General features: G+C 50.9%; 24 protein-coding genes, 1 tRNA gene and 1 pseudogene. 12 read left to right on the top strand and 14 right to left on the bottom strand.

The window, feature by feature from the left end; translation table 11 throughout:
• From IMCC13023_RS07280 to IMCC13023_RS00885, 3 genes are all read right to left on the bottom strand, one after another.
• A partial coding sequence (locus IMCC13023_RS07280; protein WP_081478815.1) for a hypothetical protein occupies positions 1–289 on the bottom strand: 289 nt, incomplete at its 3' end.
• 52 nt (positions 290–341) lie between these two features.
• The gene (locus tag IMCC13023_RS00890; RefSeq protein WP_007540243.1) at positions 342–938 is read right to left on the bottom strand and encodes a hypothetical protein; all 597 of its coding nucleotides are present in this window, start codon (positions 936–938) and stop codon (positions 342–344) included.
• A gap of 35 nt (positions 939–973) precedes the next feature.
• Positions 974–1,561: a GNAT family N-acetyltransferase gene (locus IMCC13023_RS00885; protein ID WP_007540241.1), complete on the bottom strand. Its 588-nt coding sequence runs from the start codon at positions 1,559–1,561 to the stop codon at positions 974–976.
• Between the two features lie 18 nt (positions 1,562–1,579).
• Between IMCC13023_RS00885 and IMCC13023_RS00880 the strand changes: the two genes are divergently transcribed.
• Positions 1,580–2,101, top strand: coding sequence for a 5-formyltetrahydrofolate cyclo-ligase (locus IMCC13023_RS00880; protein ID WP_007540239.1), 522 nt, complete (start codon positions 1,580–1,582; stop codon positions 2,099–2,101).
• Positions 2,102–2,128: 27 nt separating this feature from the next.
• Complete coding sequence (locus IMCC13023_RS07145; RefSeq protein ID WP_040324718.1) at positions 2,129–2,332, top strand: FmdB family zinc ribbon protein; 204 nt, start codon at positions 2,129–2,131, stop codon at positions 2,330–2,332.
• Between the two features lie 9 nt (positions 2,333–2,341).
• On the opposite strand, the gene IMCC13023_RS00870 is transcribed toward IMCC13023_RS07145, so the two are convergent.
• On the bottom strand, positions 2,342–5,944 hold the full coding sequence (locus IMCC13023_RS00870; protein WP_007540238.1) for a hypothetical protein: 3,603 nt from the start codon (positions 5,942–5,944) through the stop codon (positions 2,342–2,344).
• 199 nt (positions 5,945–6,143) lie between these two features.
• On the opposite strand from IMCC13023_RS00870, the gene IMCC13023_RS00865 reads away from it, so the two are divergent.
• Positions 6,144–6,216: transfer RNA gene (locus tag IMCC13023_RS00865), tRNA-Arg, on the top strand.
• Positions 6,217–6,297: 81 nt separating this feature from the next.
• On the opposite strand, the gene IMCC13023_RS00860 is transcribed toward IMCC13023_RS00865, so the two are convergent.
• From IMCC13023_RS00860 to IMCC13023_RS00835, 6 genes are all read right to left on the bottom strand, one after another.
• Positions 6,298–6,663 carry a hypothetical protein gene (locus IMCC13023_RS00860; RefSeq protein WP_040324716.1) on the bottom strand — a complete coding sequence of 122 codons (366 nt, stop codon included), beginning with the start codon at positions 6,661–6,663 and terminating at the stop codon, positions 6,298–6,300.
• A gap of 140 nt (positions 6,664–6,803) precedes the next feature.
• Entirely contained in the window at positions 6,804–7,016 is a 213-nt protein-coding gene (locus IMCC13023_RS00855) for a helix-turn-helix transcriptional regulator (RefSeq protein ID WP_040324715.1), read from the bottom strand.
• Positions 7,017–7,532: a hypothetical protein gene (locus IMCC13023_RS00850; protein WP_007540234.1), complete on the bottom strand. Its 516-nt coding sequence runs from the start codon at positions 7,530–7,532 to the stop codon at positions 7,017–7,019. It abuts the gene before it with no gap.
• Between the two features lie 62 nt (positions 7,533–7,594).
• A complete protein-coding gene (locus IMCC13023_RS00845; RefSeq protein ID WP_040324714.1) occupies positions 7,595–8,101 on the bottom strand; it encodes an HNH endonuclease in 507 nt (168 codons plus the stop codon).
• 285 nt (positions 8,102–8,386) lie between these two features.
• Positions 8,387–9,055 carry a C40 family peptidase gene (locus IMCC13023_RS06930; protein ID WP_249859669.1) on the bottom strand — a complete coding sequence of 223 codons (669 nt, stop codon included), beginning with the start codon at positions 9,053–9,055 and terminating at the stop codon, positions 8,387–8,389.
• Between the two features lie 126 nt (positions 9,056–9,181).
• Positions 9,182–9,865 carry a metal-dependent transcriptional regulator gene (locus IMCC13023_RS00835; RefSeq protein WP_007540231.1) on the bottom strand — a complete coding sequence of 228 codons (684 nt, stop codon included), beginning with the start codon at positions 9,863–9,865 and terminating at the stop codon, positions 9,182–9,184.
• A 56-nt stretch (positions 9,866–9,921) separates the two neighbouring features.
• Here IMCC13023_RS00835 and serC point away from each other — a divergent pair, with 56 nt between their 5' ends.
• On the top strand, positions 9,922–11,037 hold the full coding sequence (gene serC / locus IMCC13023_RS00830; RefSeq protein WP_040324713.1) for a phosphoserine transaminase: 1,116 nt from the start codon (positions 9,922–9,924) through the stop codon (positions 11,035–11,037).
• A pseudogene (locus tag IMCC13023_RS07440) lies at positions 11,038–11,193 on the top strand (hypothetical protein); the annotation flags it as partial.
• On the opposite strand, the gene IMCC13023_RS00825 reads toward IMCC13023_RS07440, so the two are convergent.
• Positions 11,137–11,592, bottom strand: coding sequence for a DUF3027 domain-containing protein (locus tag IMCC13023_RS00825; RefSeq protein ID WP_502685258.1), 456 nt, complete (start codon positions 11,590–11,592; stop codon positions 11,137–11,139). The pseudogene IMCC13023_RS07440 and the gene IMCC13023_RS00825 overlap by 57 nt on opposite strands.
• A 10-nt stretch (positions 11,593–11,602) precedes the next feature.
• Entirely contained in the window at positions 11,603–11,983 is a 381-nt protein-coding gene (locus IMCC13023_RS00820; protein WP_007540228.1) for a cold-shock protein, read from the bottom strand.
• Positions 11,984–12,039: 56 nt separating this feature from the next.
• On the opposite strand from IMCC13023_RS00820, the gene IMCC13023_RS00815 reads away from it, so the two are divergent.
• Genes IMCC13023_RS00815 through IMCC13023_RS00795 form a run of 5 tightly spaced genes read left to right on the top strand, consistent with a single transcriptional unit; the run spans position 12,040 to position 17,720 of the window.
• Positions 12,040–12,279, top strand: coding sequence for a hypothetical protein (locus tag IMCC13023_RS00815; RefSeq protein WP_007540226.1), 240 nt, complete (start codon positions 12,040–12,042; stop codon positions 12,277–12,279).
• Complete coding sequence (locus IMCC13023_RS00810) at positions 12,279–13,883, top strand: helicase-associated domain-containing protein (RefSeq protein ID WP_007540224.1); 1,605 nt, start codon at positions 12,279–12,281, stop codon at positions 13,881–13,883. The genes IMCC13023_RS00815 and IMCC13023_RS00810 overlap by 1 nt, the downstream gene beginning before the upstream one ends.
• A gap of 9 nt (positions 13,884–13,892) precedes the next feature.
• Positions 13,893–15,521 carry a DNA repair helicase XPB gene (locus IMCC13023_RS00805; RefSeq protein WP_007540222.1) on the top strand — a complete coding sequence of 543 codons (1,629 nt, stop codon included), beginning with the start codon at positions 13,893–13,895 and terminating at the stop codon, positions 15,519–15,521.
• Between the two features lie 48 nt (positions 15,522–15,569).
• Entirely contained in the window at positions 15,570–16,262 is a 693-nt protein-coding gene (locus IMCC13023_RS00800) for a response regulator transcription factor (protein ID WP_007540220.1), read from the top strand.
• A gap of 3 nt (positions 16,263–16,265) precedes the next feature.
• Entirely contained in the window at positions 16,266–17,720 is a 1,455-nt protein-coding gene (locus IMCC13023_RS00795) for a sensor histidine kinase (RefSeq protein ID WP_007540218.1), read from the top strand.
• A gap of 61 nt (positions 17,721–17,781) precedes the next feature.
• Here the strand turns inward: IMCC13023_RS00795 and groL are convergent, their stop codons facing one another.
• Both groL and IMCC13023_RS00785 read right to left on the bottom strand, forming a co-directional pair.
• Positions 17,782–19,401: a chaperonin GroEL gene (gene groL, locus IMCC13023_RS00790; RefSeq protein ID WP_040324752.1), complete on the bottom strand. Its 1,620-nt coding sequence runs from the start codon at positions 19,399–19,401 to the stop codon at positions 17,782–17,784.
• A gap of 191 nt (positions 19,402–19,592) precedes the next feature.
• Positions 19,593–19,796 carry a cold-shock protein gene (locus IMCC13023_RS00785; protein ID WP_040324712.1) on the bottom strand — a complete coding sequence of 68 codons (204 nt, stop codon included), beginning with the start codon at positions 19,794–19,796 and terminating at the stop codon, positions 19,593–19,595.
• Between the two features lie 175 nt (positions 19,797–19,971).
• On the opposite strand from IMCC13023_RS00785, the gene msrB reads away from it, so the two are divergent.
• The gene (msrB, locus tag IMCC13023_RS00780; RefSeq protein WP_007540211.1) at positions 19,972–20,376 is read left to right on the top strand and encodes a peptide-methionine (R)-S-oxide reductase MsrB; all 405 of its coding nucleotides are present in this window, start codon (positions 19,972–19,974) and stop codon (positions 20,374–20,376) included.
• 47 nt (positions 20,377–20,423) lie between these two features.
• Complete coding sequence (locus IMCC13023_RS00775) at positions 20,424–21,155, top strand: DUF554 domain-containing protein (RefSeq protein ID WP_007540209.1); 732 nt, start codon at positions 20,424–20,426, stop codon at positions 21,153–21,155.
• Positions 21,156–21,167 lie beyond the last annotated feature (12 nt).

Below are 21,167 nucleotides of genomic sequence, written 5' to 3'. Positions count from 1 at the left end.
CTGGCTTCTTAGCAGCAGTGGTCTTAGCTGCTGGCTTCTTAGCAGCAGTGGTCTTAGCTGCTGGCTTCTTTGCAGCAGTGGTCTTAGCTACTGGCTTCTTGGCTACTGGCTTCTTGGCGGTTGCGGCGGTCTTCGCGACCCTTGTGGCGACTTTTTCAACCTCGGCCAATGCCTCTGCAGCTACTTCTTTGGCGGCGTCACGAGCTTCGTGTGCGACGGTTGCAGCGGAGCTGGAAGCAGCTTTGCCGGTGCGTGTGAAAAGATTCTTGATTGAGTCAAGCAGGCTCATGAGGGTCTCCGTTTTGGTTGGGATGGACGATTGAAAGCTTAGAGGTCTTTGACTAGATTGCCCGACGACGAGCCAGAATCTCGTCGATTTCTTTTGAAGCCAACGATTTTTTTGGTGCAGAAATTTCGATTACTTCCGCCAAAGGCTGGACGAGTTCGCCCCTCTTTACCTCTGGCATTGGATCGGGTAGCGGGTTAGGACTCCACTGCCTGTCCTTCGCCATTTGCGCCTGGCTTTTGGAGGCATTAGCTCGGACTCGTTGTCTAGCTCGGTGAATGTTTCCCGCTAGCTTTGCGGCCTGGCTGGCGGCTGCACGCTGAATGATCAAGGAACCCAAGCTCAGAGGGAAGGCGATTGCAAAACCAAACCACCATGAATTTTGAGCAGTCGCTGCGACCACGGAGGCTATTGCGGCGAGTGTTGCCAAGATAAAGATGATCGAAAAACCACGCTGAGTTGAGATCAGTCTTCTGAGTCGATCATCATCGGTCAGCACTCTAGATTTTTCCTCTGTGCGCCGAGCGGCTTGAATGAGTTTGGTCGTCTCTTTGATCTGAGAGCGCTTTGTATATCCTGGGACAAAGATAAACAACCAGACCACGGCTGCGACAACAAGAGTTATGCCACCTAGTCCCGCCGAGTTTTCCATGAGTACCAAGATATGTCCCGGTTGGTAAAAACAGGCTATTGACCGCCCGTGTTTTGAACTCTAGACAGTAAAGAGCCTTTTATTTCTTCCGATGTGATGGCAAAAATATTATGGTCGCGCCAATGACCATCGATGTGAATAAATCGCTCTTTGGTTCCTTCTTGTCGAAGGCCCAACTTCTGAACAACTCTCAACGATGCCGTGTTTTCGGGGCGAATATCTATTTCGACCCGATGGAGACCAAATTCGGTGAAGAGGTGATCTATGGCAATAGCCACACATATCGGAACAATTGACTTACCGGCAGAGTTTTTAGCTATCCAGTAGCCAATGGTCGCCGAAGAAACTGAGCCGAAAAGAATGTTGGCCACATTCAATTGCCCAACGACCTTGCCTTCATGCTCCATGACTAGCGCCAACCCGGCTCCCTTTTTGGCCTGCGACATCAAGGAACGAATCATCCAGCGAACGTCCAGCGGGTAGCGAATCCCTGGCGTGGTGGCCTCCCAGGGAATCAGCCATTCCCTGTCGGCTATCAGTAGCTTTCGAAGCACCCTAAAGTCTCGCTTGGCTAGAGCCCGAAGCGTGATATCACCGTGAGTCAATGGAGGAAATCTCTGCACGCTGGCAAGATTACCGCTATGGATACTGCAAGCGCCAAGTCGGAACTCCGAAAGATCATCAACTCACAACGCCCACAGTCATCCATCGGACTGTTCGAACAACTTCAAAGACTTGCCAAAAAGACCGACGCCACAAAAATTGCAAGCTACAGCCCTCTTGAAAACGAGCCTGATCTAAAGTCCTTCAATGATTGGGCGGCCGAAAGCTCAAGCCTTTATTTTCCAAGAGTGGTCCACGACAAGCTTGAATTTGCTCAAGAACCACTTAGGGCAGGCAAGTTTAAAATCATGGAACCAACGGGCTCGGCAATACTTTCTAGCGACCTTGATCTAATTCTTGTTCCAGCTCTTGCGGCGGACTTTCTTGGAAACAGGCTCGGCAAAGGTAAGGGCTTTTATGACCGATGGCTCGAGAATGTCGCCAGCACAAATATTTTCGCTGTTGTTTTTGACTCAGAAGTGTTGGAGCTTGTTCCCAACGACCCCCACGACAAGAAAGTCAACGGGATTGTCACCCCAACCAGGTTGATTGCAATTTAGTCTGGTTAGAATCTATGCGGAGGACAAATGCCGACTTACACCTACGTATGCAAGGCATGCGAGCATACCTTCGAGATGCATCAGACTTTTGCTGAGGAAGCGCTAGAGAATTGCCCGAAGTGCTCAGGGGAACTGAGGAAGCAATTTGGAAACCTTGGGGTCAGCTTCAAGGGTTCGGGGTTTTATAAGAACGACTCTGCCCCCGCGAGACCCAGTTCCACCGACAGCTAAGCAGTCGAACTAACCCCAGTGCGGAGGCTTATCGTCTCTTAGCCTGTCATCATTCGAGTCGTTTTCATGACCCCATGCACCGCTGGTGTCCTCAAAGGCTCGATCTTCAAATAGCGGTTGAGCCCGACTAATAAGGTCGACCCCAAGTGACATTGCAATTCGGTTCGCCACATCCTGGGGCTTAGCGAAGATCTCAAGAGCGTGAATGCGCTGGTAGTCCCAGCCCATGGCTCTCAGTAACCCGGGTCTTACTCGAAGCTTTTCGTCCCAGCTGTCTCCCACGAGCGCCCAGTCCGGGTCGACAACCGCTGCTTTTGTGCCAAACGAAACAGCCAAACCAATGCGACCGCCAAAATTCAGTGCGACTTTTAGCCCGAGCTTCTCAAGCCTGCGAGCCAAATCCCTGAGCAACGGGTCTGCTTGGCCCTCGGAAACATCACTCATAAAGCTCGGTGCGATCAGATCCTTTAGCCAACGCTGATTCTCCGGCAGTCCCCCGGCGGCAAAGTCTTCAAAGTTGTAGCAAGAAACAACTGTCATGCGTTTTCTGGCCGAGACAATCTGATTCACCATCCAGCCACTGACATTTTGGAAATTGAAATCCCCCAGGGTTCCAGAGATTTTGCCTTCTGGCGTGCGGCCAAACCCGACCGAGAAGATCACTCGATCAGCCAGCCGGTGAGTCAGTTCGCTCATGCTGATGCACTCAAACTTTTCTCTCCCGTGTGCATCGAAAAACTCGGCAAGCTGAGGCTGCTTATGGGTCTCTTGACGAACCAATTGGTCAATGCGTTCAGCATGAGTTCGAGATGCGGTCACGACCATGAGGGAGTCTTCCGGAGTCCATCTAGCGTGGCTCATTACCAACTCGGCGACCTTGCTAACCTCAGAATCTATGGACTCAGTAGATCCCTCAATTGTGCTTGACGCGTTGGCATCCTCGGTAACTTCTATCTGCTCGAAATTATGGGATCCAGAAAGTTGCCCAGCTGCAGGCTCTAGCACCAGACGAGAATCATAGAAATTATCGTTCAAGTACTTCCCGAGCACTTGGCCTTCGATTCGATAATTCCGACTGATCGCCAAGGAGCCGAATACTTCCGACACCAAATCAAATACTGATCCCCGGTCCGCTTCAACGTGAGCCTGGTTCGCCCTTGCCACGGTGTCAAAGTTCTCGGGAGTGGCAATAACTGGGTCTCCAAAAGCAATCACCTGATTGGCTATGGATATCGCCTGTTGAGACTCAGCCAGCCCCGTAGAAGATGCATCCAGAACTATAACCAAGTCGAATTTTTCAGCTGGGTCAAGTTCGTGAATTTTGTAAGGTGAGACCAAAACAGCTGGAACAAGCGTCCTATACAAATCTCCACCCACCTGAGAGGCGGCCTTGAGTTCTAGCTTTTTGGTTCTGAGTTGAGCCCTCAGGGCATCGGCCTGCGCAGGTTGCTTAGCTATTACTTCGTGCCAAGCCTCTGCCAATTGATGCCTCACATCCAAAAGCCCCTGAGCGATAAGGTCTTCGTTTGCTTTCTCGAAGTCACTCTCCAGCGATGCAATCGCCTCGGCGGTGTATTCCAAAATTCTTGAGTCAGACTGAATGATTGCCTCCAGCGCAGACTGCCACCAGGTGAGCTCGAACTCCTTCTGAAGCAGTTCGAATTCTGGCCTGGACTTGCTGACTTCTTTGGTGAACTGCCCCAAACCTATCTCCACCAACTCTTTAGAAATTGGCAGCCGTTGCATGTAGTGATCTAGGGACTCAGTTTTGGTCGCTAAATCTTCAAGCATGACAGCCAGTTGATCTAAGTCCATTCGGGTCAAAAGCGATAGGTCCGGGTCCGGATTCAGGTGTCGCTGCAAAACCTCAAGCACTCTATAGATTTGCTGGAACTTTGACTGCACATCGCCTAGCCCGAGCGGAACAGTCGGTGGGGCCTGAGTTAGATTCAGCTGTGACCAGGTAGCTCTTTGTCTTTCGGCTTCGACCAGGGCCTGGTGCAGATTCGCAACCGCGGCCCCTTGTCGAAGGTAACTCTTTGCCAGCTTTCTAAATCTCCTGCGCTGCGCTCCGGAGAGCTCGCCTCGCTCCGACCTTGAGGCGGTCGCACTGATCATTTCCTGGAGAGACCGATCGAATATTTCTGGCTTAAATTTATCTAGCGTCTCTCGAATTCCAATTAGTAGATTCAGCCTGAGGGACCAATCCTCAACCTTTTTGCTCGGCGAAAGGTTCAAGTCGGACAGGTAAAGGCTTATTTGATACCTAAGTATTCGAAACTCTTCGCCCGCAATCGATCTGACTGCAACCAAAGCATCACTGATTTGCGCTTCAGAATCGAATTTCGCCTGAAACCACGGCCCGTCTTGAGGAGAGGTTGCAAACAATCCGGCCTCATGCGCACGGCTGAGAAGCTCAGCCGCATCATTGCGAATCGTCGGCAAAATCTCGGGTTTAATTCTGGCGTTGTTGACTGGGGCTGAAGGAAGCAAAGCTAAAGTCGCTAAATTTTCAAGAGCTTCGATAACGCTCACGCCAAGGCTGTTTTCCTTGGACTGAACCACCGAGAAGTACTGCTCGACATCCAGCTGTCTGCTAGCAACCAAGTCTCTGGCCGATTTGAGATTGCCCGGGGTAGCTTTTTCGTTTCTTGAAATTGCCGCAACGGTGTCGCTCCAACTATCACTTTGCCGAACCGCTAAGCCCGGCAGCTTCGAAGCGCTTAGTCGCTCCGCAACTTCATCAAGCGTCTGCTGACGAGGGGCAATAATCAAAGCGCGCTTTTGGGATACCGCGAGGTTAGCAATCAGGTTCACTACGGTCTGAAGATAACCACAGCCCGGAAGCGTCTCCACCGCAAAGCTGTTGCCGGCTAGTGCACGCTCCAGCACTTGCTGCTGGTCTGCATCCGCATTCAGAACCAAGGTGGCGGGCTTTGTCAGATTCTCAATGGCAGGCGCAGGTTCCTTGCCCGTAAGACGCAAAATCGAAGCAGATGAGTCTTCTAGTTCAAGCTGCTGGACCAAGGTTAGGTCTGGCACAAAGTTTCCCAGCACCAAAAGCTTTTCTATTTCAACATCTGGACTCTGAATCAATTCGGAGACTAAAGAAAGAACACCGGTTGGGATCAGGTCAGTTTGACCTTGGCTCACGGCTATCAGGTCTGAGATTCTAAAATCACTTCTATAAGTCTTGATCACGTTTACCAAAGCTGGATTTACCCTCGGTGTTGAGTCCACTCGCAATTCAAAATCTTCGCCCTTTGGTATTAGGTGACTGCGCCATAACAAGATTGGCATCTTGGTTTGGCCGATAGAAACCATACCCCCGGCGATAAACAGAGCATCAATCCCAAAATTACGCTCGATTCTCTGAGCTTTTTTTAGAACTCTTCGAGAAGTTGTCAGGGCCCGAGACTGAGCAACCCCGTCTCTCATCAAGTTAGAAATAGTAGAGCTTCTGGCCGAAGCCAATTGAGCCAGTCCCCCCGGGTGCGCCCTACTCAGATCAACTTGCCCGAAGCTAGATAATTCGAACTGAACCAGCGGGTTAGTACCGCCAATGCTCAGTCGCTGCTTATGCCAAAGCTCTAGTAACTCATTGCGTTCCACGAGGAAAATACTAGAAGCGAACCCAAGAAACACAGGGTTGCCTTGCCCGCTAAGCAGTAACTGCCTGCTAACGAAGGAATTTAGGAACCTGACGGCCAGGATCCATTAATTCCAACAGGATTTTTTACAGCAAGCCCGTTGCACCTCAAGACCAAGAAATTTGGTCTTGTCTAATAGCTAGTAACCTATTACGGCTGCTGGCCCCGTAGCTCAGTGGATAGAGCAACGGTTTCCTAAACCGTGTGTCGGGTGTTCGATTCACCTCGGGGCCACTTTTTCTAAAAAAATACTGACCATGCAAAAGGGCGTGACAACCGCAAGGTCATCACGCCCTAAAGCTTTTTGTCTAGTGGTTAGTAAATAGCCACTACAAACAAAACGATTGTTGCTGCAGCGAAAACTGCCATTGCTGCTTGAGTCAGGCTAACGAAGCGGGCCGAGGAGGCAATGGCGGTTTCGAGTGCGGAACCCGAAGCCTTCATGTCCTTGATCAACGCTGATCCCTCTCGAATGGCTGCGAACTGATTTATCAAAGACAGCGCGCCAGTGGTAACTAAGACCGTTACTGCGAACAGCTTTACTTCAGTGCTTGCTCCAATAAATGTTCCGGTTGCTACCAAATAAAGAGCGACCGCCAGCATGATAACCGATGACATTTGCGAGTTGATGATGCTTTTTCTCAAGGTGTTCCAGGTTCCTACAAGTGCAGTTGAGTCCATTTTGACTTCCTTTGTTTGGCCGCTTGACTTTGAGTGCTGCGTGTCTCACCACAAAAAAAGTCTAGCTCTTTGCGAGACGATTAAATGAGTTTGGGCGAACCCGAGTTGGCTGTCACCAGTGCTCAGTAAATGGCGCAACATTATCCCGGATAGCTGAAAAGCTCACCGATCTGAACCTCAAGCGCTTTTGCAAGCGCGAATGCGAACTCTAATGACGGCGAATACTTTCCGTTCTCTATGGCTATCAGGGTTTGCCTCGATACTCCAAGCTGACTTGCAAGTTGCTCCTGAGTCAGGTCTTTGGCCACGCGGTGCAGGCGAACCTGATTGGTTATTTTCGTTGGACGAGTCACCTAGACACCCTTGCGGTAAAACCAAATTTTTGCGATGTTCATCGCGACGCTCGCCATTAGGCCGCCGAAGAACAGAACGTGTGCAATTTCAAAAAAGCCAACTTCGAAAGCGGCCAAGGCTAGAGCTGCTAGGGCTACCAGGCTCATTATGTTCATGCCTGTTGTATTAGAGCGGCTTCTTATGTCCTTGTCCCGCACATCCACTAGGCCAGGACTTCGAGTGTCGTTCTGAACTGCGGGAACCTCAAGGGGCATCGGCCTGCCGGTCCTTTCTGCGATGACCGGACCGACGTGAGCAGCGATCACTGGGGCGACGTGCGCCGAAACAACTAGAACAATTTGGGTCACGATAGAAAACAAAATGTTCAGCAAGAAAACTGAGACCAGCACCCAGCCGTACTCAATCTCACTTACATCTTTTTGTGCCAGCTGACCCAAAAGCCAAGCCGAGTAGCCAATAAGCACTGCGAAGTTTGCAAAGAGTTCCGCCCAGACGGTTTTTTCTTGATGATTCATTTCGCTCCAATGTAAAGAATTTCTTACATTATGTAAAAGATTTTTGACATTGTCAAATTTAGTTAGGCAGCCTGCTTTTGCAGAGCCAAGAACTCACTCCACTGTGGCAGCGGCCTGTCAGATCCTCTGACGCTCCAAACTGTTCCAGTTGGCATCTTTGGTAGCACCTTCAAGTTCCAGCCGATCTCTGCCGGAGTGCGGTTTCCCTTTGAGTTATTGCACTCGAGACAACAAGCCACCAGGTTCTCCCAGGTGTCCTTGCCTCCTCGAGATTTTGGCATGATGTGATCGATGGTGTTCGCGGGACCGGCGCAGTATCCACAACGCTGAGAGTCTCGCCTTAGCACTCCCCTTCTAGAAACTGGAACCCTTCTAGCGTTGGGAATTCGGACGTATCTCGAAAGCAAAATAACTGAGGGCATCTCAAATTCTTGGCTGGCGCTTCGAACTACTTCGTTATCTATTCCCGCCAAGACGGTGGCTTTCTCATTTAGGACTAAAACTAAGGCTCGCTTAAAAGACACAACAGCCAGCGGCTCGTAGCCTGCATTTAGAACAAGGGTGCGCATATGGTTATCTCCGATCGAAATCGCCAGCACGGCCTGCTGGCATCCGAATTGACCCCGGGTAATAAAAAACGCGCCGCAATAATGCGACGCGTAGGTTCTCCCAGATAGATATACAGGGGTGCTGGCACAGATGTATCCAGTTGCCATACGTGGCTGGCATGCTCGCTGGCATCTGCACTCCTTCCCCGAAGATCAAGAATCAATACTTTATAAAAACATTATGCGGGATATGAGGATTTTTTGGTTAGAAACGCTTAGGCGGAAAAGTGGAAATTAGCTAATTTTCTAGTTCTGGATTTCCGCAACTCGGATGAAGTGATATCGATCAGTGAAAATTGGGGCCAACTTCACGCGGTCGCCGGGCTGAGGGGCGTGATAGAAGTTGCCATTGCCAGCGTAGATGCCGTTGTGAGAGAAGTCATTGAAAATAACTAGGTCACCAGGAAGAGCTTCCTCGGCTGAAACTTTGGTTCCCAACTTTGCTTGTTGGTAAACGCTGTGCGGGAGGTCAACACCAAACTGAGAGTAAACAAAAAGCACATAACCAGAGCAGTCAATACCTCCGGGAGTCTGACCGCCGAATACGTAAGGGGTCCCAACTAGTTCAGCCGAAGACTTCATCAGGTTCGCGCTGGAGATGTCCGTAAATCGTGGACTAGCCAAGTAGTCTGCGGCCCTAGGGCCTTCGTAATAATAAATCCTTGATTTTGATGCAACCTGGAATTCGGAGGCTTCTGCCGGAGCGTAGTCTCCTCGAGTGAACTCAACAGCCCTGACTGTCGCAACCGATAGGCCTTGGCTCGGGGCTGAGATTTGAACCATCTCGGATTCTCTGGCAAGACCGGAAGCGGCCGTTACTTCAGGTGCGAAACCGTAAGAGGGAAGTGCTGCGGTTGCCATGAGGCCCGTGGAGGCAAGCATTGTCATAAACGTTCGCAGCGAGTGTCGCTGCACTTTTGCAGTTCTTTTTCGTTCGCTGAGTCGCAGGTTTCTACGACTGCTGAGCAAATCGTCAGCACTGGTTGAAATCAATAGGGGTCCTCTGAAAAACTTTCTTTGGTTCTACTGCCCAAATTCTAACTACAAAACTTTAGAAACACCTAAAAACAGATGCTGTGCAATCCCTGTGTCAACTAGCAACCCTTCGCTCAGGCCGGTTGAGACCAAAAGCCATCCCTGCTCCTGGGTGGACAACGTGACTTTGGCTCCCGGCAAAAGCGACAACTCAGCCAGCTGATTCAAAAACGATCCGTCCAGCTGTAGCGGTTCTCCAATTCTCACAATCTCGTACTCCCCCGGCTCTAGGGAAGATAGTGCGAAGCACTCCCTGATGTCAGCGGGTGGCAGCCCTAAAAGTTCAAGGCCCGGAACTGGCATTCCAAAGGGCGAAACACTTGGGTTTTTTAGAAGACCGATAAGTTTTCTCTCCACTGACTCGCTCATGACGTGCTCCCAGCGACAAGCCTCGTCGTGGATGTCTGACCACTCGAGCCCAATTACCTCGAGCAAAAGTTGCTCAGCTAAACGGTGCTTGCGCATAACTTCGACAGCGGTGAGGCGCCCAACATCAGTGAACTGCAGTTGGCGGTCATCCAATAAGCGAAGAAGACCGTCTCGCTCCATTCTGGCCACAGTCTGCGAAACAGTTGGGCCGGAGTGGTCTAGGCGTTCGGCAATTCTTGCTCGCATTGGCGGAATGTGCTCTTCCTCGAGCTCATAAATTGCCTTGAGGTACATTTCGGTTGTGTCAATGAGGTCAGTCATCAATCCCTCTTCGTCGCTAAACCTGGTCGGTTACTTGCAATACTAAACTTGAGGCTATGTCAGATATCGTAATCCCAGACTCAATCAAACCCCTAGACGGAAGATTCGGTTGTGGGCCGTCTCGGATGCGGCCCGAGCAACTCAGAGCTTTTGAGGATTTCGGCCAGCACTTCATGGGAACCAGTCACCGCCAAGGGCCAATAAAAAACTTAGTTGGAGATTTCAAGCAGGGCCTAATGGACATGTTCCACGCTCCGGCAGGTTACGAAATAATTATGGGCAACGGTGGCGCCTCCGCATTCTGGGATGCCGCGACCTTCTCGCTTGTTGAACAAAAGGGTCAGGCCCTAGTTCATGGTGAGTTCGGCAATAAGTTTGCGAATATTCTCAACACACCGTGGCTGGAAGCCCCAACCGTCATCTCGGTTGACCCTGGATCTCGAGGTGACCTCATCGCCGAAGAGGGTGTCGATGTCTACGCCTACCCGCACAACGAAACTTCCTCGGGGGTTGTTACTGATGTCAAGCGCGTAAAGGGTGCTGACGAAAACGCCCTGATGCTCACCGATGCCACAAGTGCTGCTGGCGGAATAGATTTTGACCCGAAGCAAACCGACGTCTACTACTTTTCACCGCAGAAGAACTTGGCCTCTGACGGAGGCCTTTGGATTGCTCTTGTTTCACCCAAGGCTATTGGTCGGATTGAAGCGGTTGCCTCATCCGGACGTTACATCCCAAACATTTTGAGCCTGGCATTAGCACTTGAAAATTCAAGGCAAAATTTCACGCTGAATACCCCATCGCTCGCGACGATATTTTTTGCCAACAATCAAGTTCAGTGGATAAATGACAACGGCGGTTTGGCTTGGGCGGATAGTAGAACTAGACAAAGCTCCGACCTGCTTTATAACTGGGCCGAGAAAACCGAAGTGACCAAGCCGTTTGTTGAAAACCCAGCACATCGCTCTCAGGTCGTGGCAACTATCAACTTTGATGATTCGATCGATGCCCTCGGGATTGCTTCAATACTTCGAGATAATGGCATTGTCGATACCGAACCGTATCGAAAGCTTGGAAAGAATCAGCTTCGGGTGGCAACTTTTGTCTCCACGGAACCATCGGAAGTCGAAAGACTAATCGCATCAATTGAATACGTGCTAGAAAGAATCTAAATGCGTTTCTACCTGAAACTGAGCGAGCGAGAAGCTGAGCCAACCCCTAAGGCTTTGGATTCAAAGCCGATCATCAGAGCGGGTTTAATAATTTGGCTCTTAGTCTTCGTCGGGCTCGCTGTGTTTTATCCGGCGTTGACGGACGCGGGTCTTCAGTGGTGGCTGCACACTTCCACGGTCGGAATTTCCCTCGGAGTCATCGGACTTTATATCATCCGTAACGACTAGGGCCTTAATTAGCTCGTCGGCCTCGGCGTCAGTCTTAGCCTTACCTTCTGCACGTAGTTGCTTCCTAAACTCGCTCAGCCGTTCTGACCACGGCACCCATTCTGGCGCCAGAAGAGCGTCCTCCGAAGCCACCAAATTGAGCTCTGAAAACGTTGCCGCTTTTCGCTTATCGATCTGAGTGAGAGTAAGAAGCCAGTGCCAACCGCTATACCCGCGCATGTTGCAGAGGTAGCGAAGTTCAATGACACCCTTGGTCGGCTCGGTCTCGCTTATGAATTCGCCGTAGCTTGATTCTGGAAGCTCGGCCTTCAAAAGCTCAATGGCCATCTCTTGGTTTTTAGCCTTCAAGCTCTTCCGCCACCCTGCGCAATAATTGCGCTACTTTTTTGCCGTGAGCAGCCTCCGGATATTTGCCTCGCTTGAGGTTTCCGCCGACTTGATCCAAAAGACCAATTAGGTCCTCGGTAATGATTGCCAGGTCTTCGGCTGGCTTGCGATTTGGCGATGTTAGCGTCGGCACTTCTAGAACCCTGACGGATAAAGCCTGAGCACCCTTGCGACCGTCGGCTATTCCAAACTCGACGCGACTCCCGGGCTTAATTGTTTCGGTCCCCGCCGGAAGAGCACTGGCGTGCAAAAAGACCTCGGTGCCGTCATCGCCCGCGATAAAGCCGAAGCCTTTTTCGTCATCAAAAAATTTTACTTTGCCGGTCGGCATGCTTCCTACTTTCAACTGGTCGGCGTTTAGTGTATCTGAAAGGTTAGAGTTATCTGATGGCTAAAAATCAAAAGCGACCCCAAATCGAAACTACCTTGGCCTATATGGCTGTTGGTGTGATTGGTGTCTCAATTGTATTTATGCTACTTACCTTGGGCCTAAGCGCCCTTGGCTTCAACAGTTTCCCAGTGTTTTTCGCCCAATTGCCGCTCATCGGATTGCCCGTCGGTTTTCTGATAATCATCAGCATGCTGATTGTGTCAATCATTCGACGTACGAAAGAAAATAGGGATTAGTGTCTTCGATACTCGAACTTGCATCACAGCTAAGAGCAAAAAATGTTGAAGAACTTAGCCATACTTTGGAAAACTCACTCGGTCATGGCCATGGATGCGATGACTACTTTGATCTGAGTCGGGTCTTGCTTTCCAGAAGAGAGCTGGAGCCGAAAATTCGCGCACTCCCAGCCTCAGAACTAGAGGCGCTGAGAAGCGAAAAGACCACCGCCCACTTGAGGTCTCAAAATTTAGCGACCAAATCGGCGCTTCCTGAGGCCGCGAGCCTAGGTAGGGAACTTGAGATCGCGAAGTACAAGCCGGCAAATCGTCACGGTTCTTACCTAACTGCCTATGAGAGCCTCATCTGCATTACAGAGTTATTGTTCGCGTGCGAACGCCACTGGCTCGATGTCATTAGAGCAGGCATCCGCTCTCAAGACGCAAAAGAAATCGCACTCAAACTAAAGATTGCACCAAAAGACGTTCAGCGTATCTTTCAGCTAGCCCTCGAAGCCGGTCTTATTGGTCAGAACGAGTCTCGCTGGGTGGCAACAACGCTTGGCATGGAGTGGCTGGAGCTAGAGAGAAGCCAGGCTTGGCTGATGCTTGCTAAGTCTTGCTGGGACCTGCCGGTACTCAAGATTCATGAAGGACCAATCACAGAACAAATATCCACGGCTTACCCGCTAGCAAACCTGGCAAACATCAAACTGCTCGAGTACGGAGCAGACTTGGGTTTGACTGATTTCGACAACGCCCTCTACCCGCTAACTCTTGGCTCTGTCGAAAAGGCAGCCAAGGACATAGCCAAGAACTTGCCGGAAATTCAGGACAAACTATTGGTGCAAGCGGATCTAAGCATTGTTTCACCTGGTCCAATTTCAACAAGTCTTCATCGAAAGCTAGACACCTTTGCGGATTCTGAGGACCTTGGATTAGCATCCAGATTCCGGATTTCAAGCCTTAGCATTTCGCACGCCATGGAAACTGGCATGAGCATTGCCGAGATTACGGAGGTACTTCTAAAGTCCGGAAGCAAAGGCTTGCCTCAGCCGGTTGAATATGTTCTTCAGCAGACCGGTGACCGGTTTGGACAACTCAAAATCTTGTCTAGAAAAGAAGGCACCATTGTCGAGGCCACCGACACCATCTTGCTGACGCAGATTTCAAACGAGCAATCACTTCGCGGGCTGATGCTTCAGCCAATTGCCAGCGGGCAACTCGGCAGCAGGCTTGGCGCGGATCTTGTCTACTTCAACCTAAGGGACGCCGGATATGCGGCAGTGATGTTTGATGACAAGGGAAACGTTCAATCGCCCAGAGTGCCAGTTTCGGCCACGCCAGAAATCCCCAAGGAAGACGAAATTGCCTCAAGGGTTGCCTCGCTAATCTCCGGAGAAAAGAACCAAATGGGCGGTGATGACGTGATGCGTCAATTGTTGTTCGCCCAAAAGAACAAAATAATGGTTCAGATTTCGGTTGAGATGCAGGATGGTGACGCGAAACAGTTCACGCTTTCAGTATTGGGCGTTGCAGCAGGTCGGCTTAGGGGCAAGGACCAGCTCAAAGATGCTGAGCGCACCCTTCCGATATCGCGTATCCAGTCAGTGCTGCTGGTTTAGAGTTTAAGGATGTCTCAAGGACCCCTGATTGTTCAAAGCGACAGAACCGTGCTTTTGGAAACCGACCACGCGGATGCCACAACAGCTCGTCATGAGCTCGCAATATTTGCAGAACTAGAGCGTGCTCCAGAGCACATTCACACATATCGAATAACCAAACTTGGTCTCTGGAACGCTAGGGCAGCCGGACACACCGCCGAGTACATTCTCAGCTCCTTGAAAAAATGGTCAAAGTTTGACATACCTCAGCTGGTGTCCTCGGAAATTGAAAACACCATTGCACGCTTTGGAAAACTCGAGATCGCCAGAGATGACCAGGGCCTTATCCTCACCTCAGATTCCAGGGTAGTTCTGGCCGAAGTAAGTTCCAACTCAAAAGTCGCCGAGCTCTTAGAAGGCGAAATCGAAAATGGCTACCGGGTCAGAGATTGGGCTAGAGGAGCACTAAAGCAGCAGCTACTCAAGCTCGGCTGGCCCGCCAACGACAACGCCGGATACACCAAAGGTGCACCGTATCCAATCGAACTCAACCAACAAAACTGGTCACTACGCGGATACCAACGAGAAGCCGCAGACAAGTTCGAGATTGGAGGTTCGGGGGTTGTAGTGCTGCCCTGTGGCGCCGGCAAGACTATGGTTGGCGCGGCCATCATGGCGGACGTGAAGGCCAACACTCTGATCTTGGTAACCAACACCGTCGCAGCCAGACAGTGGCGTGACGAGCTACTTGAAAAAACCAGCCTCACCGACGAGGACATCGCCGAGTATTCAGGCAGTAGTAAGAATCTTGCCCCAGTGACAATAGCCACCTATCAAATCCTGACAACCAAGCGCAAAAATGAATTCACCCACCTGGCGCTACTAAACGCGCGCGATTGGGGTCTGATTATTTACGATGAGGTGCACCTGCTACCCGCGCCAATTTTCAAAATGACCGCCGACCTTCAGGCAAGAAGAAGGCTTGGGCTAACGGCCACATTGGTTAGAGAAGATGGTCGAGAGTCCGATGTGTTTTCTTTAATTGGTCCAAAGCGTTTCGACGCTCCTTGGAAAGACATTGAAGCGCAAGGCTACATTGCACCAGCGAACTGCTTTGAAGTTCGGGTTTCATTGCCCGATGAAGCGCGAATGGAATATGCAATCTCCGACCAAGAAAGCCGCTTCCGCATCGCCTCGACGGCAACCGCCAAACTCGAGATAATGCGCAAGATTCTTAAGAAGCACAAGGGTGAGCCGACTCTAATAATTGGACAATATTTGAGCCAGATAGCCGAAGTGGCAGAGGGCTTGGGGGTCCCAAAGCTAACAGGCGAAACGCCAGTTGATGTTCGTGAGGAACTTTTCCGAAGCTTCAGGAACGGTGAAATTAGCACGTTGGTAGTTTCAAAGGTCGCAAACTTCTCAGTGGATCTGCCGGAAGCATCAGTTGCAATTCAGATATCGGGCGCCTTTGGCTCAAGGCAGGAAGAAGCTCAAAGACTAGGCCGGTTGCTTCGCCCAAAACAAGACGGCAGGTCTGCTGCGTTCTACACAATCGTTGCGGCCGACACCGTCGAGCAAGACTTTGCTCAAAACCGCCAGCGTTTTTTGGCTGAGCAGGGTTACTCCTACGAGATTATTGACGCGGAAAACCTGTAAGAGGCAACTCCCAGACAACTTCCAGCAAACTATCACACACTTAGGAGCATGGAAATACTAAAAGTTCTAGTTGTAGATGATGAGCCGAACATTCGTGACTTGCTCTCAGCAAGTCTCCGTTTCGCCGGGCACCAAGTTGCCACTGCGGCTAACGGAACCGACGCAATCAATATGATTACCGAAACCAAGCCCGACATAGTCTTACTCGACGTGATGCTTCCAGATATTTCCGGGTTCGGTGTCACCAAGAAAATCAGAGGGATGGGTATTGAAGTCCCTATTCTGTTCTTGACCGCTCGCGATGACACCGAGGATAAAGTCACCGGGCTTACGGTCGGCGGCGATGACTATGTGACGAAGCCATTTAGCTTGGACGAGATCATGGCACGCATCTCGGCAATAATTCGAAGAACCAGTAAGGACGGGCAAGACGGTTCGATGATTACGGTCGGAGAGCTTTCAATCAACGAAGACGCCCACGAGGTAACCGTTGGAGCGCAGGTAGTGGACCTGTCCCCCACCGAGTACCAATTGCTTCGTTATCTAGCCACCAACCCCAATCGCGTTCTAACCAAGGCACAAATTCTTGACCACGTCTGGGAATACGACTTCAATGGTGAGATGGGAATCGTCGAAAGCTACGTTTCATACCTTCGCAAGAAGCTAGATCCTCTTAGCCAGGAGCCTTTGATCATCACCAAGCGTGGTGTTGGCTACATGCTCAAGGGGCCAAAGGGCTAATTCGTGAAGCAGAAGTTTCTTTCAGGCTGGGCGCGAATCTCGCTTCGCGCAAAACTAACATCCTTATCGGTTGGCCTAATAGGCATGCTCTTGGCAGTCTCGAGCGCAGGGACAATCGCGCTTTTAGGCACCTACCTGCAACAAAGCACTGACACTCTTTTGATCACAACAGCCAACGAGCTGCGAACTCAGGACCCTCTCAAGCTTGAAGCGATGGTCTCGTCAGGACAGCTTGCTCTTCCCTCGCTACCCAGCGACTACTACATCGCCATTTTGGATGCAGACGGCAATCAATTTCTTGGGCTTATATCCTCGACCGGTGGTGGTAGAGCAATTCCAAACTTTTCAAACCTCACGCTTGAAACCGTCATGGCAACCCAAGGCGCCCCCTTTGACATTGATGTCGAAAGCTCAAGACGCATGGGAACCGAGTGGAGAATGGTTGCTGTCCCTCTCCAGCTTGCAAGGGGCTCAGTGGTTATTGCATTGCCAACAAATTCAAACGAAGAGATTTTGGCCGAGTACGCAGTGATTGGCGGCAGGTTTGGAATCTTCTTGGTTGTGCTTTCGGGCTTCAGTATATGGCTGACAATCACCTCAGCGCTAAGGCCGCTAAAAGAAGTCGAGCGAACGGCTGAGGCGGTTCAGGCAGGAAAGTTTTCATCTCGTCTACTCTCTAAACACGGAAAGACTGAGATTGGCAGATTGAATAATGCCCTCAACAGCATGCTTGACAGCATCGAGGGCGCTGTCACCGGCCGGGATAAAACGCTTGAGCAAATGCGTAGGTTCGTCTCGGACGCCAGCCATGAGCTTCGCACACCGCTAGTAACGGTTCGAGGCTACGCGGAGCTTTACCGAATGGGGGCAATTACCAAAAAACAGGATGTTGCTGAAGCCATGCAGCGCATCGAAAGTGAAGCGGTACGCATGACGGGCCTCGTCGAGAGCCTGCTTACCCTCACTCGCATGGATGAAAGTGGGAATCTGGATCTGGTGGAGACCGACCTAGCCAAGCTTGCTGATCTAGTAATAAAAGATGCTTCGGTTGCAAACCAGGATGTCAACTTCCGCGTTGTCAGATCGGGTAGGGACTTTGTGGCCGAGGTGGATTCTGACCGCGTAAAGCAGGTGCTAACAAACCTTGTTGCCAACGCCTCGCGCTTTGCTCCAGCCGGATCGGAAGTCAGCCTCGAGATTGACGCAGGCGGCAAGAACTTGAGCATCAAGGTAATCGACCACGGTGAGGGCATCCCGGAACCGCTTAGAGGCAAGGTGTTTGAGCGCTTTTATCGAGCAGACAGTTCCAGAAACCGCAGCACCGGAGGATCTGGACTCGGCCTGGCAATCGCGCAATCAATCGTTACTGCTCACCACGGAGAAATTCGAGCGAAAGAAACTCCAGACGGTGGCTCTACTTTCGTACTTGAGCTCCCAAGGAAGCAATCAAGTAACTAATCAGCTTAAATAAGTAACGGGATGGCCTAGGCCATCCCGTTACTTTTAGTACTGATTGACTTTAGAAGTCCATGCCGCCACTTGGGTCAGCAGGCATTGCCGCTGCTGGTTCTGGCTTTTCCGCCACAACCGCCTCGGTGGTCAAGAACAATCCAGCGATTGAGGCCGCGTTCTGCAGAGCAGAGCGAGTTACCTTGACTGGGTCGTTGATACCGGCCTTTAGCATGTTGACGTATTCGCCAGTTGCAGCGTTTAGTCCTTCACCATCTGGCAAGTTAGCGACCTTCTCGGCAACGACACCAGGCTCTAGGCCAGCGTTGATGGCAATCTGCTTTAGAGGAGCAGAGATTGCAACGCGAACAATGTTTGCTCCGGTTGCCTCATCGCCCTTTAGCTTTAGCTTGTCTAGAGCCAGCTTTCCAGCCTGAAGTAGTGCTACTCCACCACCGGCGACAATGCCCTCTTCGACTGCAGCCTTAGCATTGCGAACGGCGTCCTCAATACGGTGCTTACGCTCCTTGAGCTCGACCTCTGTGGCCGCTCCAGCCTTGATGACTGCAACACCACCGGCAAGCTTCGCCAAGCGCTCCTGAAGCTTCTCACGGTCGTAGTCAGAATCCGTTGTTGCGATTTCGCGTCTGATCTGCTCGACGCGTCCCTTGATCTGGTCGCTGTCGCCAGCTCCTTCAACAATGGTGGTCTCGTCCTTGGTGATTACGACCTTGCGAGCGCGTCCCAACATTGAAAGCTCTGTGTTCTCAAGCTTTAGGCCTACTTCCTCGGCGATAACCTGGCCACCGGTCAAAATCGCGATGTCCTGCAACATAGCCTTACGACGATCTCCGAAGCCCGGAGCCTTGACGGCGACTGACTTGAAGATTCCGCGGATCTTGTTTACTACCAAAGTTGCAAGAGCTTCGCCTTCAATGTCCTCGCTGATGATCAAAAGTGGCTTTGCAGCCTGCATGACCTTGTCAACGATTGGAAGCAAGTCCTTCATGTTAGAAATCTTGTTGTTTACGATCAATACGTAGGCGTCTTCCAGGATTGCCTCTTGGCGCTCCGGGTCGGTGACCATGTATGCAGAAACGTAACCCTTGTCAAAGCGCATTCCCTCGGTTAGCTCTAAGTGAATACCGAAGGTGTTTGACTCCTCGACGGTTACTACACCCTCTTTACCAACCTTGTCGATTGCTTCGGCGATGATGTCACCAATGACTGAGTCACCAGCGGAGATAGACGCGGTTGCCGCAATCTGCTCCTTGGTCTCTACGGGTACGGCCATCTTGATCAAGGCTTCGATAACTGCGTCAGAAGCCTTTTCGATGCCGCGCTTCAGGCTGATTGGGTCAGCTCCTGCTGCGACGTTTCTTAGGCCCTCTTTAACAAGCGCCTGAGCTAGAACAGTCGCTGTGGTAGTTCCGTCTCCGGCCACGTCGTCTGTCTTCTTGGCAACTTCCTTTACTAGCTCAGCACCAATTCTTTCGAACGGATCGCTTAGCTCAATTTCCTTGGCGATTGAAACGCCATCGTTGGTGATAGTAGGTGCGCCCCACTTTTTCTCCAACACAACATTGCGACCACGTGGTCCAAGGGTTACCTTGACGGTGTCGGCCAGAATGTTCAGGCCGCGCTCGAGACCGCGACGGGCCTCCTCATTGAAGTGAATAATTTTTGCCATTTGGGCTTCTCCGTTTGAATTCAAGACTGGGATTAGCACTCCCGGTTCGAGAGTGCTAATAAAGTTTTAGCACTCTAATGCTCTGAGTGCAAATAAATCGAGGAAAACAGTTACCTCAGGTTAAAAACAGTTACCTCAGGTTAAAGCGAACACCGGCAGCAAAAGCTACCGGTGTTCGAATTTTTTACTACTTATGCGACTGGAACTACGTTTTCAGCCTGAGGACCCTTGTCCCCATCTTTAACGTTGAACTCAACTCGCTGGTTCTCACGAAGTTCGCGGTATCCATCTGACTCGATTGCGGAGAAGTGAACGAATACGTCCGGTCCGCCATCCTGAGTGATGAATCCAAAGCCCTTTTCAGAGTTAAACCACTTTACGGTTCCTTGTGCCATTTTTGCTGCTCCTGTTGCTTGTTCCATTTGCGTAACTCACAAATGCATCAAGCTTAACCTCGGTCACAGCTCGACCTGACCCACTCTAGGGGATTCCACACAAAAAAGACAGCGATATTTCTCGGTATGGAATGTGTTACCCAACGGTTATAAAGTATTGAAGAGGTGATTTTGATTGAAATACGAAATTTTCAAGACCGACCAGCAGTGGCGCGAAGAGCTTTCCGAGTTTGAATATCAGGTTTTGCGCTTGGCAGGAACCGAACGCGCCTACACCGGAGATCTCCTGGAAGAAAAGCGAGTGGGCACCTACAGCTGCCGAGGTTGTGGCGCTGAGCTCTTCGAAGCAGAAGCAAAATTTGATTCACACTGCGGCTGGCCTTCTTTTTATAAGTCTCTCAAGAACGAGGCTATTGAGTACCTGGAGGATCGCGCTCACGGCATGGTGAGAACTGAAGTCAGATGTGCGAAGTGCGGTAGCCACCTAGGCCACCTTTTCGACGATGCGCCACAAACTCCAACGGGTAACCGTTATTGCATCAACTCTGTATCGATTAGCTTCCAGGAGAAAAAAGACTAGTCAGCTATTAAGTAGTCTTTTGATTCTTACCGGAATCATAAGAAAAGGTGACCTTGGGAACAATCATTAATGTCTTTTCCATCTTGATTGGCGCAGGCATCGGCGTAGGTCTTGGTCACAGACTTCCTGCAAACATTTCCCGCACGCTGACCGATGCCCTGGGTTTGGTGGTGCTGGTTATCGGTGGCCTCAACCTGATAGCCCTCACGGATACTTCTTTTGTAGCTGCGGTCAGTTCCGCAGGAACCCTGCTAGTGGTTTTGGCATCCTTGGTGCTTGGCAGCGTTCTTGGTTCAATGCTCAGGATTGAGCAACGCCTTTCCCACTTCGGCACTTGGCTCCAGCTAAAAGCCTCTCGAGGCGGAGATAAAGAAAAATTCATAGAGGGCTTTGTCAATGCCTCTTTGCTTTTCACAATTGGACCCATGGCTGTGCTCGGAGCACTTCAGGATGGCTTAGGGCAAGGTTTTGATGTCCTAGCTCTGAAATCCACCCTGGACGGTTTGACCTCGGTTGCCTTCGCGGCAGCACTTGGGTGGGGCGTTGCATTTGCAGCGATTCCAGTCGGTATCTGGCAGGGGCTATTGACCCTATTAGCTGCGAGCGCCGGAGCTCTCATGAGCGATGCGCTTGTGGCGTCAATTACTGCCACCGGTGGGGTTCTACTGCTAGGAACCGGACTCAGGGTTTTGCAAATCAGAATGGTGTCGGTCGCAGACATGCTGCCCGCTCTAGTCCTTGCGCCCCTAATAACTTGGGCAGTGGCCAGCTTTATCTAGCTGGCGGCGAAA

This window comes from Candidatus Aquiluna sp. IMCC13023 (assembly GCF_000257665.1).
Classification (GTDB): Bacteria; Actinomycetota; Actinomycetes; order Actinomycetales; family Microbacteriaceae; genus Aquiluna.
This window is presented reverse-complemented; position numbering and strand designations above follow the sequence as displayed.

Excerpts from the sequence above, each read along its gene's own strand:
- IMCC13023_RS00890 (WP_007540243.1), bottom strand. The coding sequence starts at position 938 with ATGGAAAACTCGGCGGGACTAGGTGGCATAACTCTTGTTGTCGCAGCC.
- IMCC13023_RS00880 (WP_007540239.1), top strand. The coding sequence starts at position 1,580 with ATGGATACTGCAAGCGCCAAGTCGGAACTCCGAAAGATCATCAACTCA.
- IMCC13023_RS07145 (WP_040324718.1), top strand. The coding sequence starts at position 2,129 with ATGCCGACTTACACCTACGTATGCAAGGCATGCGAGCATACCTTCGAG.
- IMCC13023_RS00860 (WP_040324716.1), bottom strand. The coding sequence starts at position 6,663 with ATGGACTCAACTGCACTTGTAGGAACCTGGAACACCTTGAGAAAAAGC.
- IMCC13023_RS00850 (WP_007540234.1), bottom strand. The coding sequence starts at position 7,532 with ATGAATCATCAAGAAAAAACCGTCTGGGCGGAACTCTTTGCAAACTTC.
- IMCC13023_RS00845 (WP_040324714.1), bottom strand. The coding sequence starts at position 8,101 with ATGCGCACCCTTGTTCTAAATGCAGGCTACGAGCCGCTGGCTGTTGTG.
- IMCC13023_RS00835 (WP_007540231.1), bottom strand. The coding sequence starts at position 9,865 with ATGACTGACCTCATTGACACAACCGAAATGTACCTCAAGGCAATTTAT.
- serC (WP_040324713.1), top strand. The coding sequence starts at position 9,922 with ATGTCAGATATCGTAATCCCAGACTCAATCAAACCCCTAGACGGAAGA.
- IMCC13023_RS00825 (WP_502685258.1), bottom strand. The coding sequence starts at position 11,592 with ATGGCCATTGAGCTTTTGAAGGCCGAGCTTCCAGAATCAAGCTACGGC.
- IMCC13023_RS00820 (WP_007540228.1), bottom strand. The coding sequence starts at position 11,983 with ATGCCGACCGGCAAAGTAAAATTTTTTGATGACGAAAAAGGCTTCGGC.
- IMCC13023_RS00815 (WP_007540226.1), top strand. The coding sequence starts at position 12,040 with ATGGCTAAAAATCAAAAGCGACCCCAAATCGAAACTACCTTGGCCTAT.
- IMCC13023_RS00805 (WP_007540222.1), top strand. The coding sequence starts at position 13,893 with ATGTCTCAAGGACCCCTGATTGTTCAAAGCGACAGAACCGTGCTTTTG.
- IMCC13023_RS00800 (WP_007540220.1), top strand. The coding sequence starts at position 15,570 with ATGGAAATACTAAAAGTTCTAGTTGTAGATGATGAGCCGAACATTCGT.
- groL (WP_040324752.1), bottom strand. The coding sequence starts at position 19,401 with ATGGCAAAAATTATTCACTTCAATGAGGAGGCCCGTCGCGGTCTCGAG.
- IMCC13023_RS00785 (WP_040324712.1), bottom strand. The coding sequence starts at position 19,796 with ATGGCACAAGGAACCGTAAAGTGGTTTAACTCTGAAAAGGGCTTTGGA.